Annotated in this window: 9 protein-coding genes; 6 read left to right on the top strand and 3 right to left on the bottom strand. The window is 55.9% G+C overall.

Translation table 11 applies throughout. From position 1 onward, the window contains the following. Positions 1 to 282 precede the first annotated feature (282 nt). The 6 genes from DID98_RS36065 to DID98_RS12555 all read left to right on the top strand — a co-directional run bounded on the left by DID98_RS36065 (position 283) and on the right by DID98_RS12555 (position 12,087). Positions 283 to 879 (top strand): DUF6088 family protein, encoded by a 597-nt coding sequence (locus DID98_RS36065; protein WP_124570798.1) that lies wholly within the window; start codon positions 283 to 285, stop codon positions 877 to 879. 216 nt (positions 880 to 1,095) lie between these two features. After that, entirely contained in the window at positions 1,096 to 2,424 is a 1,329-nt protein-coding gene (locus DID98_RS12575) for a DNA cytosine methyltransferase (protein WP_124570797.1), read from the top strand. 166 nt (positions 2,425 to 2,590) lie between these two features. Then, positions 2,591 to 4,570, top strand: coding sequence for a hypothetical protein (locus tag DID98_RS12570; protein ID WP_260428064.1), 1,980 nt, complete (start codon positions 2,591 to 2,593; stop codon positions 4,568 to 4,570). Positions 4,571 to 4,572: 2 nt separating this feature from the next. Then, positions 4,573 to 6,105, top strand: a complete 1,533-nt coding sequence (locus DID98_RS12565) for a hypothetical protein (RefSeq protein ID WP_124570795.1) — start codon at positions 4,573 to 4,575, stop codon at positions 6,103 to 6,105. After that, on the top strand, positions 6,102 to 11,615 hold the full coding sequence (locus tag DID98_RS12560) for an ATP-binding protein (protein ID WP_124570794.1): 5,514 nt from the start codon (positions 6,102 to 6,104) through the stop codon (positions 11,613 to 11,615). The genes DID98_RS12565 and DID98_RS12560 overlap by 4 nt, the downstream gene beginning before the upstream one ends. Before the next feature lie 19 nt (positions 11,616 to 11,634). Beyond that, positions 11,635 to 12,087, top strand: a complete 453-nt coding sequence (locus tag DID98_RS12555) for a very short patch repair endonuclease (RefSeq protein WP_124570793.1) — start codon at positions 11,635 to 11,637, stop codon at positions 12,085 to 12,087. 78 nt (positions 12,088 to 12,165) lie between these two features. Here the strand turns inward: DID98_RS12555 and gyrB are convergent, their stop codons facing one another. The 3 genes from gyrB to dnaA form a co-directional block, all read right to left on the bottom strand. After that, complete coding sequence (gyrB, locus tag DID98_RS12550; RefSeq protein ID WP_124570792.1) at positions 12,166 to 14,640, bottom strand: DNA topoisomerase (ATP-hydrolyzing) subunit B; 2,475 nt, start codon at positions 14,638 to 14,640, stop codon at positions 12,166 to 12,168. Between the two features lie 191 nt (positions 14,641 to 14,831). After that, entirely contained in the window at positions 14,832 to 15,938 is a 1,107-nt protein-coding gene (dnaN, locus tag DID98_RS12545) for a DNA polymerase III subunit beta (protein WP_006756934.1), read from the bottom strand. A gap of 170 nt (positions 15,939 to 16,108) precedes the next feature. Then, positions 16,109 to 17,692, bottom strand: a complete 1,584-nt coding sequence (gene dnaA / locus DID98_RS12540) for a chromosomal replication initiator protein DnaA (protein ID WP_044848662.1) — start codon at positions 17,690 to 17,692, stop codon at positions 16,109 to 16,111. Positions 17,693 to 17,787 lie beyond the last annotated feature (95 nt).

The raw sequence follows: 17,787 nt of genomic DNA, 5'->3' as shown, positions 1-17,787 counted from the left end.
TCGAGCCTGGCTGGATTCCGATAATATCGACGCGAGACTCACTGCTTGACTGGCTACAAAATTCCGCCGCAGGTCAAACCGTCCGACTGCCCCATCGCGATGGAGCGAGAAAGAGTCCGACTAGCATCTCGCATCTAACTCTTCGTCGGAGGGCTAACTGGTCGCCTGAATGCCGATTAGCCACGCGGTCTGGGAGGATTGCATGGCACGTGTCCTTGGTGGCATCCGAGAAAGACGCATGTCAGAAACTAGCGTAAGATTCTCACACCGCGAAAGGCAGATATGAACACGTTGCCAGAATCAATATTGCAGCACGCGCAATCCCTTGCAGAGGGCGGTGTAACCTCGCCTAAAGAATTTCTGCATTTGGGAAGTAGGGCTGCTGTTGATCAGGCGTTTTCACGCCTTGCAAAGGAGGGAAAGCTTCTTCGCATAGCGAGAGGTACATATGTTGCACCTATGGTCGGTCAATCCGGTGCGCGCCCACCTGCCCTAGACAAGGTCGTCGAAGCGATGGCAGAACAAACAGGAGAAGTTGTCGCACATCACGGAGCGAGTGCTGCCAATCTCCTCGGCTTAACGACGCAGGCACCGACACGGAAAATATATCTGACGTCTGGGCGTACAAGAAAGTTGAGGTTGGGGAGTGTGGAAGTACTCGTCGTCCATGCCCCACATTGGATGCTTGCGCTCGGTACCAGTCCAGCAGGTACCGCCGTGCGAGCTCTGGCATGGATTGGTCCGACACATGCGGGCAAAGCCTTGGTGGCATTGCGACGTACTCTGCCGCCACCGGAGTGGCAGGCGCTGGCATCAGCGCGCGCGATCCTTCCATCTTGGATGGCACAAGCGATTGGAAGGGAGTCGTTACGTGATTAAATTCGCAGAAATCGCGGTGTTGGCCCGCGATTTCCGCGGCATGGCCGGCTCGAGGCGACTTCGCGAAGATGTTTTCCCAAAGCAGTTTGGCGACAAGGCCGCCCACTGAGTATTCAGGAAATAGCTAGTCCTGAACGGGGCCATGAGCAGTATTGAGGTAATTGTTTCTAATCCACCCGCGGCAGGCGGCACGAAGCCAGGAAAGTAACTTAAGACATGCCTAATTACGAATTCATAGATCTCTTTTCAGGCTGTGGCGGCTTGTCATTAGGCCTCTCTATGGCGGGAATCCGAGGACGATTTGCTGTGGAGCGAGATGCCATGGCATTTGACACGTTCTCCGACAATTTTCTAGGTGATAGAAAGGTACCGATCGAAAAATTCGAGTGGCCGTTCTGGCTGGAAAAGAAGGCATGGGGTATTGACGACCTGTTGGACGTACACCGGGGTGATCTGGCTAGCCTGAAGGGCGAGGTGCAGATACTAGCCGGCGGGCCTCCGTGTCAAGGGTTTAGCTTTGCCGGCCGTCGACAGGCCGACGACCCTCGTAATCAATTGTTTGAAAAATACGTTGAGGTTGTCGACACCATCAGACCATCTATTCTGGTACTTGAGAATGTACCAGGAATGAAGGTCGCGCACGCTAGCAGGGAGCCGGATGAAGAATCCACGAATGAATCGTTCTATGAGAAACTGAAAAAAAGTCTTGAGGCAATCGACTATGAAGTCCATGGGGAGATTATCGATGCATCTCGCTTCGGTGTACCACAACGTCGCTCGAGACTTATCGTTATCGGCATAGAGAGATCTTTAGCATCCCATCTAGAAGGTGGCGTCATGTATGCATTTAAGATGCTTGAAGCCGTGCGAACAGAGCTACTTGCTAAATATGGACTACCCAAGACTCGCCTCATAACAGCAGAGGACGCGATATCAGATCTTTTGGTTGGACGAACATCCAAACAACCTTGTACCGATCCTTTTTCCGCAAGCGGCTTTGAAGAAGCTCATTATATTGGACCACTGACCAATTACCAGCGACTAATGCACAGGCATTGTCGAATTGATGCTATGGATAGCATGCGTCTCGCGAGGCATCGGGATGACGTCCGAGCAAGGTTCAAGAAGATCATCAAGGAATGCGAACAGGGTGTTCGGATGAACGAAAAGAGTCGCGCGAAATTTGGTCTCAAGAAGCATCGGATATATGTAATGTCCCCGTCTGAGCCAGCCCCCACGATCACAACATTGCCTGATGACGTTCTCCACTATTCGGAGCCACGGATTCTTACGGTCAGGGAGAGCGCTCGACTGCAAAGTTTCCCAGACTGGTTCCGATTCCGCGGAAAATTTACGACGGGAGGAGATCGGCGGACGAAGGAATGTCCCAGGTATACTCAGGTGGGTAATGCGGTTCCACCATTACTCGCAGAGGCAATTGGTCTTGCAGCCATTGCAATTCTAGATAAGCTTGAGTGGATATTTTCGTATCAAAAGAATCACGATGCCAGGCGCAAACAAGACTCGATGAGGGCCGTGGCATAACAGACCAACAAGGGGAATAATGAATAATATGTCGACGGCGGGTCCCAGATTCCCCAGGGATCTGCTCGAATGGGCCGGGCATCATTCCGGCGGGGTTAAGCGCCTCTTCGATCCCGGTAGTGGCCGGCCGGGCAAGGAGTTGCTCAGAACGAATCTGATTTCGCGATTGGAAGCATGGGCTGAGGACGTGGCTTCTGGTGCGCAAGATGCACCTAGGATATTGTTGCTTGTCGGCGGGCCTGGTAATGGAAAAACCGAAGCTATTGAGCACACTATCCGTCATCTCGGTGCACGCCTCGGAGCGGAGCACGAAGTCATAGATGCACTCTCGAAATTTTTTCATCCGCCGCCTGGGAAAGCCGTCGATAGAGTTGTGTCCGTAGATGTGGGTAGCCTCACGTCTAACCCCCGTCCGATGTTTCTTTCAATCGTGCAGGATGCATCCGCGACTGCCGGTAAAGAAGGAAGCGCGGCGCCTCAACTGTTGCTTCAGGAGCTGGACGAACTGCTCTGTGAATCAAGCGGGCAATACTATCTATGTTGTGTGAATCGTGGCGTCCTTGACGATGCGTTGATTTATGCACTTGATCATGGGCATGAGCGAGCTGGCACTCTTCTAGAGACAATCACACGATCGGTTAGTCTTTCGTCAACAGCTCCTTCGTGTTGGCCGCTTGATGGATTTCCAGAAGTTGCCGTTTGGCCCATGGATGTAGAGTCTCTGCTAGTCAGCCCCGGGGGCGAGTTGGTTCCTCCCGCATTGACACTGCTGACATATGCCACTACTCCTACTTATTGGCCTAATTCTGGGGAATGTCCCGCTGGCGAGGAGTGTCCTTTTTGCTATAGCCAGAGATTGCTGGCGCGAGAAGATAATCGTGCCGCTTTGTTGCGAATTCTCCGGTGGTACGAATTGGCCACTGGCAAGCGGTGGAGCTTTCGGGATTTACTTTCCCTGATTTCGTATCTGCTTGCTGGCCGTAGCCCTTCGGAGCGCGGCAAGCATCGCGATTCATGTCATTGGGCTGCCAACCTCAAGCAGCTAACCGAGGAAGGAGAGCAAATTGCCAATCCTAAGCGCCAGCAGCTCACGGCGCCGTTCGATCTTGCGACATCCGGTTATCAGCACGCGCTATTTCATCGTTGGAATCCCGATGCCGTCGGCGTGTTACGGCAAAGCCTAAAGGATCTTGGGCTCGGAAAAGAAATTAGTGAGGTTCGTGTAATCCTCGGTCTTCAATATTTTCTTCACGAACGAAAGGATTCGTATCTTCCGGCCACTATTGAAGATCTGCTTGAAAGTCAGGTGGAGCTTCTGGATCCGGCGATGGCTAGTCCAGATATCGAAGTGGCAGTTAGCATGCGAAGTAAGGTAAAGCTCGGTGAGTTGGATACCAGATTCAGTCGCTCTATTACCGGCGGGATAGATTTCATTCGCAGGTATCAGGTGCTTGCAAAATATGAAATCAACTTGCTGCGAAAACTAGAAAGAGCAGACAATCTACTCTCTTCACCGACTATCCGTCGGAGAAATCCTACCGCTGCCAGTCGCATCCAGCGAGTTCTGCGTGATTTCGCCTGCCGTTTTGCTCGGCGCAGTATTTGTACTCGCTCGTCCGTCGTAGCTGACGTGGAAATTCTCGAATCTTTCCAGAGGGTCGTGGAGGACGATGACAAGGGCCAGCGACTTTTTGAGGTAGCCGCACAGGTAAAGGATCTGTTGAACAGCGGAAAGGATTTCGAAGTTTCTTTGGCGACTACGTTCGGGCAACCACTTCCGCCTCAACAGAGGCAAGCAACGCTTGTTGTTGATGTTAGAAAAGTCCGAATACCCAAATTGCCCACGGCGGGGCGGCCTCGTTCTCCTATCTGTTTCCTCGAGGTTGGGCATGGACAATCGACGCAAACTATCGCGCTAACTTACGACTTGTTCAAGGCTGTCAAGGAATTGGAGAGAGGCCTATCTCCGGCGGCTCTACCGCGAACCGTTGTTGCGCTGCTTGATGCGACCAAGGCGAGATTGTCTGGTCCAATTGTGAGAGATTTAGATGTACTCTCAGACGCGAAGATCCGCATCGGTATAGATGGTACGGAAATCGGGACGGCCTGGAACGGTAGCTTCTTCTCGGTCCACGGAGGAGTGTAAGTATGACACTTACTGAATTCAGACAAGCACCGTGGAAAACATCGCATTCTGTATACAAGGATTCTTCGCTAGCCATAAGCCCTGCACCGGAATATGCAAGCTCCGAAGTGCTTGTCGCAGCACTCTATCGCACCATTGGTTTTGAGTCTGTCGGTGAGGGCGGGGTTCCACAAGCAGGACGAGATCTTGAGCAGCGGTTACAGAGACTACGTGACAAGCGACAGGGGCCACCTGACGGGGCAACGGTGCGTGTAGAGGATTGGAATACAGTTCTCCATGGTGTGCTTGAGAGCCCAAAGCTGCCGAATCAATCGGCAAAGCGATTTTTACAAGTGACCCCGCTTGTTCCGTCTCTTGCGCTTTTTTCTGGGTCGGCCCGGCTGAGTAGCAATTCGTGGCCCGCTGGAAGTCTTGTGAGGAGAATGGTTTGGCTCGGCTCCAGGGATCATGAGGCTGCGCACGAACTCTGGGAATCTTTGTTTTCGGCCCTCAGCGTTAACGAACACGATGATGTTTTTGCGAGATGGCTTGAGCAGGAAACAAATGTCTGGGCCAATCATGCGCCCTGGAAACTTGCTCCAGTCTCGCGAGGAGATGTTGCAAACCTCTCGGCCGACGATTTTGATGGCGTGCGATTTATGCCTGCCCGGCAGTTCGCGAAGGACCTGAAAGCGCTCATTCGAGCCAAGCCAACCATGACACGTCGACAATGGACGAGCTTGCTCGAAGCTGTTCTTAGGACTGCGGCAGTCGCACACGTTACATGGCTGTGTGAAGTGCACACAAAGACTTGGCGTTGCTTTTCCGATGCGCTTGCAGGGAATGGCCCTGTAGGATCGGATGCGGCGAGAAGCTTTGTCTTCCCAGAGGCTGCCCAATACATGACCTATGGTGGCAAGGCTTTGCATGCGTTGAAAGACAAGGCTTCCAGTTACCTATCTTCTCGCTTAAACATAAACGGACTCTTATGGGCACTCGCAGATTTGGGTACTCCATACAACGGTGATATTTCGTCAAGCGTGGGTATCGCTAGTCTGTGCCAGCACATTCGTGACAATCGGCAGGCGTTATCAGCGATCGGAATCTTTACAACCTTGGCGGAGATCCGTGAGCAGGAGGCTCGGGCACTGAGCTGCAAGAAAGGAATCGGCGCAAACCTGCTTGAATTCGCGCGGCATGCGCTCGGCCAGCGCCAGACGGCCGTCCAGTTGCTTCGAGGATATGACCAAGGATACGTACTCAAGAAGAAGGGCAGCAGTCCCTCCAGTCCTTGGGTTGTATCGCTTGGACCGGTTGCGGTACTTGCGTTTGTCCATTGTGCTCTAGCGGGCGCTGGTGGGCCCAGATCGATCCATAAATTAGGTATGCACCTCGCTGCTTACGGAATTGCACTTGATCAGCAGGACATAGCTCGGAATGATTTAGGACATCAACTTCGGATGCTCGGTCTCGTACTCGATAGCCCTGATGCCGAGAGTGGGATGTTGCTATTACCCCCCTTTCCTATCACACCGGCCGTGGACAATAAGGTATGACGAAACTCGTACAAACAATTGCGAACATTATTCGAGAAAAAGTAACGGCTGCGGCACGTGGGCAGTTGAGTGAAAAGCTTGAGGCCCGATTCGTCTTTCATGGGCCGCCGCTGGAGATTCTCGAGCAGATTTTCGAACAACTTGCTCTTTCCGGGGGTATAAGCGTTGTTGGTCCCGACGAAAATGAAACAGTGCTTCCAGTATTGCTGCAGCTGCCAGCAGGTCGTACTGTCGTCCGTAATCCGGAAATTGGAGAGTCGGGGCGGTGTGACGAAAGCCATCTCTTGCATATTCGCAACGATCCAAACATGGCGAGTTTCGTTGCCTTGATGCCGCCGGACCAGCATAGCAACAGGTCCGTAGCATCGACGACGGAAGAGTTCGGCGTTAATGCCTCCAACAGCACCAGTCACGTCGCATTTGAAACATGGTGGGAGGATGGTTTTATTCAGAATTTGGTGGCGCGAGCACTAAAAGACGCTGGTATCCCGGAAAATTTGCTCGATGATGCAAGGCAGCTTGTGGGGAAAACGGCTGCTGCTATGGATGAGGTGGCGCCTGGTGCCGGAACCTGGCGGTTGCTGTCACGGCTCTATTCAATTCAGGAAAATAAAGGTGGACTGTCATCTGGGGCGGCATTAGCTCTCGCTTGTGGCGTGCCCCAAATGTATGACGGCGGGGTTTCCTCCAAGACGCAACTCAGTATTCTGGAGCAACTCGCCGAAGAAATGGCAGACGGATTCAAGACGGCCGTCGAGCGTCTGTTGACTACAACAACGACGGAACCGGTAAAGCGGGCATTGGCAGATTTTCTTGGGCATGTGCAGGCAACGTGCGAAGTACCCACGAAATTTGAGCGTGCTGCGCCAGCGTTTTACCTGCCATCAGATACCCTCGAGTTGCAGCCGCCACCGTCGTGGTGGCAAGTTCTCTCGACTGAATGCTGGGCGGAACTTCTTGCTGAGGAGCCGGACGGGCAGTCAGGCGATCTCGCGATTACTTGTACAAACGCGATCTTGCCTCCGGCAAAGGGCGTGCCTGCCATTGTTCGATCCGGCGTCGATCTTTCAATTTCGACCGGTCTTTCGAGCGGCGAAGTCGAAGTGGACGTTAGTCTCACTGGCGGGGGCTACGGAAAGACCGGAACCCAAATCAGTGTCGACGGTGTGGCGATATGCCACGATATCTTGCCGTCAGGCGGTCAGCGTTCCCCAGCTAGCTATAAGGTGACCGCCGCCGACCATAAATCAGCTACGGCAAGAGTTGTTTCGCTTTTAAGCTGGCTGCCTGGCATTATCGTTACATCACGCTTGGCAACCAAGGTGCTGCTACCCAAGAAGCCGCGAAAAGGCAGCGCTCGTGTCGATTGGGAAGCCGCCCTTTCTGTTCCAGGTCCTGGCCGCTACGAGCTTCTTTTTTTCGTTTCTCCGGGGGTCTCCGTTGTTCGTGCCGCGGCAATTTCTGACGACGCTACTGAGCAAGTCATGGAGCCTCCGCAAGCGCTTCAGCTTCATCTCACTAAGGACGGTGACTATCAAGTAGAAGTCGAGGCTGAGGGTAATTGCCAGCTGGAAGTCTCCTTCCAAAGACTGGGCGAGCGTGAACAGACCTGCCGAGTATTTGTCACATGTGAGGAAGTCAAAGAAGAAGGGTGCAGGAGCGAATTTGAGCGGCTGATCAAGCTCAATCGGCGGCATCTGGAGAAGTTCGATGCTAAGGCAGTAGTACAGCTAGATCGTCACGCTCGCTCATCGAGTTTGCAGGCGTGGATCCTTGACGAGCAGAATGTAAGTAGGTCGTTTGTCCCGCTGGTCCTTTCAGACGACTACGCCGCAAAATGGGCGTCACCGGATTGGGAGCTACCCGTTGGCCCTGTTCTGTCGGAAGCACGGTTTCTTCATGACCCAAGGCCTGAGGCGTCGCTTTTTGTGCCCCCACAGGGATTTGTGGAGGCGCGGCGAGAGATTGCTCGTCGTGTAAGGCAGACAAGCGAACAAGCCGGTCTCCTAGAGTCAGCGCCTCTGGGAGTCTGGCTTGCACGTGATGCTAGTTTCCGTACCCTGATCGAGCAGTATCTTGACGCCTACGCGTCGTGGATTGCTGTAGACCGTGACGTTGCTTGTTGGGTGGATGTGGTCGCAGTATGCCCGAGGGAGGCCGATGGCCATACGCTTTCGCGCATTCCAGACGCGGTTCTCCTGTCGCCACTGCACCCCTTGCGCTTAGCATGGCATTGTCTCGCGCAGGAAGTGCTATTTGACGCAACCGATGGCGATGCCTCGCTATCCTGTCCTGCTGCCAGCATTTTGGATCCTGATTGCATACCGGATCTACTGATCATGTCCCTACAAGCGCCAGGGGGCCCAGCTGGTGTCGATCGGGTCCCCTTCTTGTCGGTCGAGTGCAATTCGGACTACTGGTCGGTGCTATGGAATGGATCGCGCCTGAGCCAAATTGCAGACAAGTCGAGGCAACCCCCATTCGATGATGCGTTTGGGTTAGTTGTGGGAGGTATTTCGAGTGGCTTTAGTCCTGCTCAGGTGGCTCGGGCGTTGGAGGACGTCTCTGATCTGCTTGCAGCGAAACCCGTTGTCAGCTTGGTTTTGTCCAGTGGGGGAGGGGCATCCGACGCTTGCAATGAGGGGTTGGCCAATTGGTGTACCCGGCGCTTTGGTAACGGCGATGCATCTGCCATCAGACCAAGCATTGGCCCCCGGATACTCGAGGTCTTCGACACGCGTCCGCTTAGTTCGCGTCCAGATCAGGCTAGTATCGCAAATCTCTCCGAAGATACCGGCAATCGTGTCCGGTGGTTTGACAAGCAACCTGCCGGAACGAAACCCGATCTCGGAATTATTGCTCAGCTGGATTCTGCCCAACCGGAATCTGCGGATGTAGGGATACGTTCTCCACTTGGGATTGGGGGCCTTATTCGTCATCGGATTAGGCGCCAACTACATGGAGCTTTTCTTAGCGAATCACGGCGAGCGTTTCCCGCGCCACTGTCTGGCGAGGTTCTTGTCGATAAGGTAGCGCATTGCATTAGCTTACTTGAAGGCGGGGGCGACGACGCGACGGGATTGCAGTTCGCGCCTAATGTACATGCGGTTTCCAACATGCTTGAGGAGAAGAAGGCCGGCTTCGTCGCAGTGTCGTCTTCTGCGATCGATCCGGCCTGCTTCCTCGGGGGATGGATCAAGGGCACTTACCTTTGGGATTACGATTTGCCGTCGTATTCGCATCGTGCAGGTGACACAAGTGGCTACTACTTGCTGTCTCAGGTCCGGGATGCAGATCGCGATTCGCTAGGAAGGGTTCTCTACCCCCTGCCTGGTTGCGAAGATTTGCCAGATGACCACATCGAACAGATTTTGCTCGAGGTCGCTCGACGAGGAATTCCTACGATCCGCGGCCTCTCTGCCGATGACTCCGGGGCAACGGGAGATCTCGGCCTGTTCCTTGCCGTCCGATTGCTACAAGATCAGTTCCGAACATCGGGCGATTTGAATAGCATCCTACCGGTGTTATCTGGTTCACCGGAGGACGCATCTATAGCGGTCATCGTTCCCGTGGACCCGTTCAGGGGTTACCTCGCGGACATGGCTCGATCGATCGGTAAGGAGCGTAAGGACGCATCGCTTTCTCGTCCCGACCTACTCGTGGTTGGAGTTAAGCTTTGCGAGGATTCGGTGCGTATTCACATCACTCCCGTTGAGGTGAAGTGTCGTCAGCAGAGCGTGGTACTCAGTCCAAACGATGCGCGAGATGCCCTCGGTCAGGCTAGAGCGTTGTCCACATTGCTTAGCTCCATGGAAGAGCGTGCAGGGAAATCATTGATATGGAAACTCGCCTATCAGCATCTCCTGCTATCGATGATCGGCTTCGGACTGCGCGTGTATAGCCAACACAAACTCGTCAAGGAACATGCTGGCCGTTGGGCAACCTACCATGAACGCATTGCCGCGGCGATACTATCCGGACCGTGCCCAGAAATTACCGTTGATGGTAAGGGACGCTTAATTATTGTTGATGGCACGTCGACAAGTGATGCAATGGATTATGACGGGGATGGCTTCTCCGAAAGTATATCTATATCGTCGAGCGACGCTGGGAGGATGGTCGCCGGCGATGCTCAGGCGTTTTACGAGGCTGTACGCGCAAAAGTCGGAAATTGGCAACTTTTTCCAGTGTGCAATGCTGACAGTAGTGCATCAGAGAAAGAGCGGAAAATTGATGTAGTAGTGGAGCGTGACGAAGAGGAACGTGCTCCTACGACGCTGACGGCAATTCAGAATATTTCTGATATGGAAGACGAATTGAAAAGTCAAGATGTCAACCAATATGAAGATGTTCTGCAGGAAACTGTTGTCGCCGAAAAAGTGGATGCTCAAGGAATTATTCTATCAATTGGAAAGAGCGTTGATGGGTTCGAGCCGCGCCCCCTATATTTGAATATATCTGATACTCGTTTAAATCACTTGAATATTGGTGTGGTTGGTGATTTGGGGACGGGAAAGACTCAGTTGCTTAAGTCTCTAATTTTTCAGATTGCAACGGCAACGCACGAAAATCGCGACATAAAGCCGAGATTTTTGATTTTCGATTACAAGCGGGATTACAGCAATTCGGAGTTCGTAGAGGCAACGGGCGCGCGTGTTGTGAGACCGACGGGGCTGCCACTTAATCTGTTCGATACGTCATCGATAAGTGAGTCCGCGGCTCCATGGCTCGATCGCTTCCGATTTTTTGCCGATGTTCTGGATAAAGTGTATTCCGGAATAGGCCCGGTTCAGCGTGACAAGCTAAAAGGCGCTGTCCGCAATGCATATAATGTATGTGCGGGGTTAGGGCGCCAGCCGACCATCTATGACATTCATTCAGAGTACCGTGAACTTCTCGGTGGGAAGTCGGACTCGCCGATGGCGATTATCGATGATCTTGTGGATATGGAGGTGTTCGAAAAGGATCCTGGTAAGACTAAATCGTTTGACGACTTTCTGGATGGAATTGTCGTGGTATCGCTTGATGCGATGGGGCAAGATGATCGTAGTAAAAACATGCTCGTTGCGATCATGTTGAACATGTTCTATGAGAATATGCTAAAAACCCCCAAGAGGCCATTTGTTGGGAGTGATCCGCAATTGAGGGTGATCGATTCATATCTTCTTGTCGATGAGGCGGATAACATCATGCGATATGAGTTCGATGTGCTTCGCAAGTTGCTTTTGCAAGGGCGAGAGTTTGGCGCGGGTGTTATTTTGGCCTCGCAATATCTTAGGCACTTCAAGGCGGGTGTTACGGACTATAGGGATCCGTTGCTTACATGGTTCATTCATAAGGTGCCTAATGTCACTCCTGCAGAGCTTGGTGCCCTGGGTTTTACTGCGGATCTTGGTGAGCTTTCAGAGCGCGTAAAGACACTTCAAAATCATCATTGTCTTTATAAGACGGCTGGCGTCTCTGGTGAGGTAATCAGAGGTTTGCCATTTTATGAGCTAATGAAAGGCTGATCTGGCGAGGAAGCGCAAGATGGTCGATTTTCTATCGCGGAAGGAGCGGTCAGAGAGAATGGCCAGGATTCGGGGAAAGGACACTTTCCCCGAATTGACTTTGCGTAAAATTCTTCATCGTATGGGATTTCGTTATCGGTTACATAATAAGAAAATTCCCGGGAGGCCTGATATTGTGCTTCCTAAGCTCAGATCAGTTGTATTTGTTCATGGTTGCTTCTGGCATCGTCATGAGGGTTGTCGAATTGCTACGCTTCCGAAAAGCAATACCCAGTTTTGGATTGAGAAATTCGAAAGGAACATGGCGAGGGATGCTCGCGTAAAGATCGAGCTAGAAGACCTGGGTTGGAGGGTTTTCATTGTTTGGGAGTGCGAGTTGTCTTCTGCTGCGAAGGCGTTGGAAACTGGTGAACATCTAGCGAAAGAGTTAAAGGCTAATATTCCACTGACGCCTGCGCGGGAACGTCGATAGTGTATGTTTTTCTATGGCTTATGTTCAAATATAAAAGGCCCCATGTGGGGCCTTTTATATTCCAATGGTTAAAATTTTTTAAACGTCAATATTCCCCGCCCGCAACGCATTCGACTCGATAAACGCCCGCCGCGGCTCGACATCATCCCCCATGAGGGTAGTAAAGATCCCGTCCGCCGCAATAGCATCCTCGATCTGCACACGCAGCAGACGCCGCACGGCCGGATCCATCGTCGTTTCCCACAGCTGCTCGGGGTTCATCTCGCCGAGCCCCTTATAGCGTTGCTTGGAGACATTGCGTTCAGCATCTGCCAGCAGCCACTTCATCGCGCTCTTGAAGTCCGCAACAGCCATGCTGCGTTCCCCACGCTTGATGACCGCACCTTCCCCAATAAGCCCCTTGAACGTATTCGCGGTGGTCACGAGCTGCTGATAATCCGCCGTGTGCTGGAATTCCTGGTCGATGACCGAAACGCGCACGTTGCCGTGATGCGTACGCTCGACATGCAGCGACCGCTGTTCGCGAACCGGGTCATACGAAGGCACGACACGCACTTCGTTCTTCAGCGCTTCATCATGCAACGCAGCGTGCAGCGCTTTAGCCGAAGCCTCAGTCGAAGCCTCAGTGGAGAGATCGATCACAACCCCATCCATGACCGCTTCCAGCGCGGCCGGGTCATACAACCGGCTCAACCGCTCGATCACGCTCTGCGACAGCAGATACGACCGCGCCAGCTCGCCAAGCGCATCGCCCGAAATCGCCGCAGCATTCTCACCCGGCACCAGCTCCGACCCTTGCAGCGCCAACCGCAGCATGTGCGCGTTGAGCTCCACGTCGTCCTTCAGATACCGCTCGTCCTTGCCCGCCTTGATCTTGTAAAGCGGCGGCTGCGCGATATACACGTACCCGCGCTCGATCATGTCCGGCATCTGGCGATAGAGGAACGTGAGCAGCAGCGTCCGGATGTGCGCACCGTCGACGTCCGCGTCGGTCATGATGATGATGCGGTGATAGCGCAGCTTGTCGAGGTTGTAGTCTTCCTTGCCGATCCCGCACCCAAGCGCGGTCACGAGCGTGACGATCTGCTCCGACGACAGCAGTTTGTCGTAGCGTGCCTTCTCGACGTTCAGCACCTTGCCGCGCAGCGGCAGGATCGCCTGGAACTTCCGATCACGCCCTTGCTTTGCCGACCCACCTGCCGAGTCACCCTCGACGATGTAGATTTCGCACTTAGCCGGATCCTTCTCCTGACAGTCCGCGAGCTTGCCCGGCAGACCAACGCCATCGAGCACGCCCTTGCGTCGCGTCATCTCACGCGCCTTCCGCGCAGCATCCCGCGCCCGGGCAGCCTCAACAATCTTCCCGCAAATGATCTTCGCATCGATCGGCGTTTCCAAAAGGAATTCTTCCAGCGCCTTCGCCACAACCTCTTCAACCGGCGCACGAACCTCGGAAGAAACCAGCTTGTCCTTCGTCTGCGAGCTGAACTTCGGCTCCGGCACCTTCACGGACAGCACGCACGACAGCCCTTCGCGCATGTCGTCGCCGGTCGTCTCGACCTTCGCCTTCTTCGCGATTTCGTTGTCGGTGATGTACTTGTTGATGACGCGCGTCATCGCGGCCCGCAGGCCGGTCAGGTGCGTGCCGCCGTCGCGCTGCGGAATGTTGTTCGTGAAGCACAGCACGTTTTCGTTGTAGCTGTCGTTCCACTGCATCGCGACTTCGACGCCCACGCCATCCTTCTCGCCGTTGGCGAAGAACACCGTCGGGTGCAGGGTGGTCTTTGTCTTGTTGATGAACTCGACGAAGCCCTTCACACCGCCGGCGAACGCGAAATCGTCTTCCTTGCCCGAGCGCAGGTCCGTGAGACGAATCCGCACGCCGTTGTTCAGGAACGAGAGTTCACGCATCCGCTTCGCGAGGATGTCGTAGTGATACTCGACCGTGCCGAAAATGGTCGGATCGGCCATGAAGTGCACTTCGGTGCCGCGGTTTTCGGTGTCACCGGTGATCAGCATCGGCGAAACTTCCACGCCGTCCACCGTCTCGAGCACGCGCTCCTGCGCGACGCCGCGATGGAACTCCATGAAATGCTTCTTGCCGTTCCGACGCACGGTGAGGCGCAGCCAGCTCGACAGCGCGTTCACGCACGACACGCCCACGCCGTGCAGGCCGCCCGACACCTTGTAGCTGTTCTGGTCGAACTTGCCGCCGGCGTGCAGCTCGGTCATCACGATTTCCGCCGCACTGCGCTTCGGCTCGTGCTTGTCGTTCATCTTCACGTCGGTCGGAATCCCGCGGCCGTTGTCGGTCACGGAAATCGAGTTGTCGGCGTGAATCGTCACGTGGATGTCGTTGCAGTACCCGGCCAACGCTTCGTCGATCGAGTTGTCGAGCACCTCGAACACGAGGTGGTGCAGACCGGTGCCGTCAGACGTGTCGCCGATGTACATCCCGGGGCGCTTGCGCACCGCTTCCAGACCTTCGAGGATCTGGATCGACGAGGCGCCGTAGCTGCTGTTATCGGGTTGCGAATTGTGCTGTTCACTCATGGATATCTTCCGGTTCTGCGAGGCCACTCAGGTGGCGGCGCGGTGCGTTTCAGCGAGAAATCGCCGGGCCGCTCCAGTTTCCTGGCCCGCCCCAGGCGCCGAAAAGGCACTAAAAGGGCGGGTTGTCGGTTCGCCATAAAAACGCCAAAGGGGCTTGCCGCCCCCTGGTGTGTGTCTTGATGTCGTGCGCGTCAGATGCGCATCGGCATCACGACATACTTGAACTCGTCGTTCTCGGGCACGGTGATCAACGCGCTCGAGCTGGCGTCGCCGAGGCTCACCTGCACGGTGTCGACCTTCAGGTTCGCGAGCACGTCGAGCAGATACGTGACGTTGAAGCCGATGTCGACGGTATCGCCCTGGTAGGCGATTTCGAGTTCTTCCTGCGCCTCTTCCTGATCGGCGTTGGTCGACATGATCTTCAGCTGGCCCGGCGCGATGATGCAGCGCACGCCCTTGAACTTGTCCGAGGTCAGGATGGCCGCGCGTTGCAGCGAACGCTGCAGTTCTTCACGGCCGATCTCGAACGTGTTCTTGTGCGCCTTCGGGATCACGCGCTGGAAGTCGGGGAACTTGCCCTCGACGAGTTTCGACACGAGCTCGACCTGGCCGAACGTGAACTTGGCCTGGGTTTGCGCGATGTCGATGGTGACGGTGTCGTCGATGTCTTCGAGCAGGCGCTGCAGCTCGAGAATCGTCTTGCGCGGCACGATGACTTCCTGGCGGCCGAACGTGCCGCCTTCGAGCTTCATCGACGAGAACGCGAGGCGGTGGCCGTCGGTGGCCACGGCCATCAGCTGGTCGCCGTCGACGACGAGCAGCATGCCGTTCAGGTAGTAGCGGATGTCCTGCTGCGCCATCGCGAAGTGGACCATGCCGAGCAACTGGCGGAACGACTTCTGCGGGACGGTGAGCGTGGCGCCGAAATCCTTCGCCTGCGCGACGGTCGGGAACTCGTCGGCCGCGAGCGTCTGCAGTGCGAAACGGCTCTTGCCCGATTGAACGGTGAGGCGCTTGTCGGCGAGCGACAGCGTGACCTGGCCGTCAGGCATCGCGCGCAGGATGTCGAGCAGCTTGCGCGCGGCGACGGTGGTCGCGACCTGGTCGCCGCCGACGCCGAAATCGGCGCGCGTGGTGATCTGCAGCTCCAGGTCGGTCGACAGGAACGAAACGTCCGGGCCGTTCTTGGTGATCAGCAGGTTGGCGAGGATCGGCAACGTATGGCGGCGTTCGACGATGCCGCTGACCGTTTGCAGCGGCCTGAGGAGGGTGTCTCGTTCGGTCTTGACCAGTTGCATAGAGTTCCTTCGTTGAGTAACGGCCTGCAGCGCAGCAGCCTCGCAGCGCCCCGCCGGCCGGGCTCTTGGCCCGCCACCACCGGGGCGGTCAAACCAGTATTGTGCCTCAAAACCGAACCGCCCCCCTTAATTTGGGGCGGATGCCGAATTATCAAGCGCGCCGCGCGCGCTCAGCCCTTCAGCGTCTGTTCCAGCACGTGCAGCTCGTGGTTGAGCTGCGCGTCCTTGCTGCGCTCGTCGGCGATCTTGCGCACCGCGTGCAGCACGGTGGTGTGATCGCGCCCGCCGAACAGCTCGCCGATTTCCGGCAGGCTCTTCTGCGTGAGTTCCTTCGCCAGGTACATCGCAATCTGCCGCGGCCGCGCGATGTTCGCGGGGCGCTTCTTCGAATACATGTCGGCGACCTTGATGTTGTAGAAGTCGGCGACGGTCTTCTGGATGTTCTCGACCGAAATCTGCCGGTTCTGCACGGTCAGCAGGTCCTTCAGCGCTTCCTTGGTCAGCTCGATCGAGATCTCGCGGCCGTGGAACTTCGAATACGCGAGGATCTTGCGCAGCGCGCCTTCGAGCTCGCGCACGTTCGAGCGCAGGTGCTTCGCGACGAAGAACGCGACGTCTTCCGACAGGTTCACGCCTTCCGACTGCGCCTTGCGCATCAGGATCGCGACGCGCATTTCGAGCTCGGGCGGCTCGATCGCGACGGTGAGGCCCGAGTCGAAGCGCGAGATCAGGCGATCGTCGATGCCCGAGATTTCCTTCGGATACGTGTCGCTGGTGATGATCACCTGCGCCTTGTTCGCGACCAGCGCCTCGAACGCGTAGAAGAATTCCTCTTGCGTGCGCGACTTGCCGGAGAAGAACTGGATATCGTCGATCAGCAGCAGGTCGAGCGAGTGGTAGTAGCGCTTGAAGTCGTCGAACGCCTTGCGCTGGTACGCCTTCACCACGTCGGACACGTACTGTTCCGCATGGATGTAGCGGATCCGCGCGCCGGCCTTGTCGAGCAGCAGCTGGTTGCCGATCGCGTGGATCAGGTGGGTCTTGCCGAGGCCGACGCCGCCGTACAGGAACAGCGGGTTGTACGAGATGCCCGGGTTGTCCGCGACCTGGATCGCGGCGGCGCGCGCGAGCTGGTTCGCCTTACCGGTCACGAAGTTGTCGAACGTGAGCACGGGGTTCAGCTTCGAGCGTTCGTACATCGAATCGGCTTCACCGCCGTTCGCGGGTGCGGCACCGGGGCCCGGACGCCACGTGCGGCGGCCGGCCGCCGCTTCGTGCGCGGGCAGGCTCGGCAGGTCGATGTCGGCGTCGTCGGCGTTCAGGTGATGCGCGGCGGCAGCCGACGGCGTCATCGGCACGTCGGCCGGCGCGCTCGGTGCGGCCGATGCATTCGCGGTCAGATTGGCGGCGATCGCGGCCACCGTGGCGGCCGGGCCGCTCGGTGCGAGCGGCGCACGCGGCGCGGCTGCGCCCGGTGCGGCGCTGGCCGCGGCGCTACGCATGCCTGCCTTGGGATCGAGGACGAACTGGACTTCGATCGGCGCATTCCAGAAATCTCGGGCCAGATCGGAGATCCGTCCCGAAAACTGGCTCTTGACCCAGTCCAGCTTGAAGCGGTTCGGCGCGGCGATGGACAGCGTGTTCGCCGACGCATCGAAGGCCACCGGGGCCAAGGGTTTGATCCACGTCACGTACTGCTGGGGCGTCAGCTCGCGCTCCAGCAGTGCGGAACAGTGTTGCCAGAAATCGTTCATCAAGTAACTGTCGTTTTTTGCGTGCACAGCGCGGCTCGCCGGCGCCCTTGTCGCGGTTGCGCAACAAGGCCCGAAGCGGTCGTGCGAGCGTGCCT

The sequence above is a fragment of the Burkholderia sp. Bp8984 genome (assembly GCF_003853755.1).
GTDB lineage: Bacteria > Pseudomonadota > Gammaproteobacteria > Burkholderiales > Burkholderiaceae > Burkholderia.
Note: the sequence above shows the minus strand (reverse complement) of the source record. Positions and strands in the feature narration are given on the sequence as shown.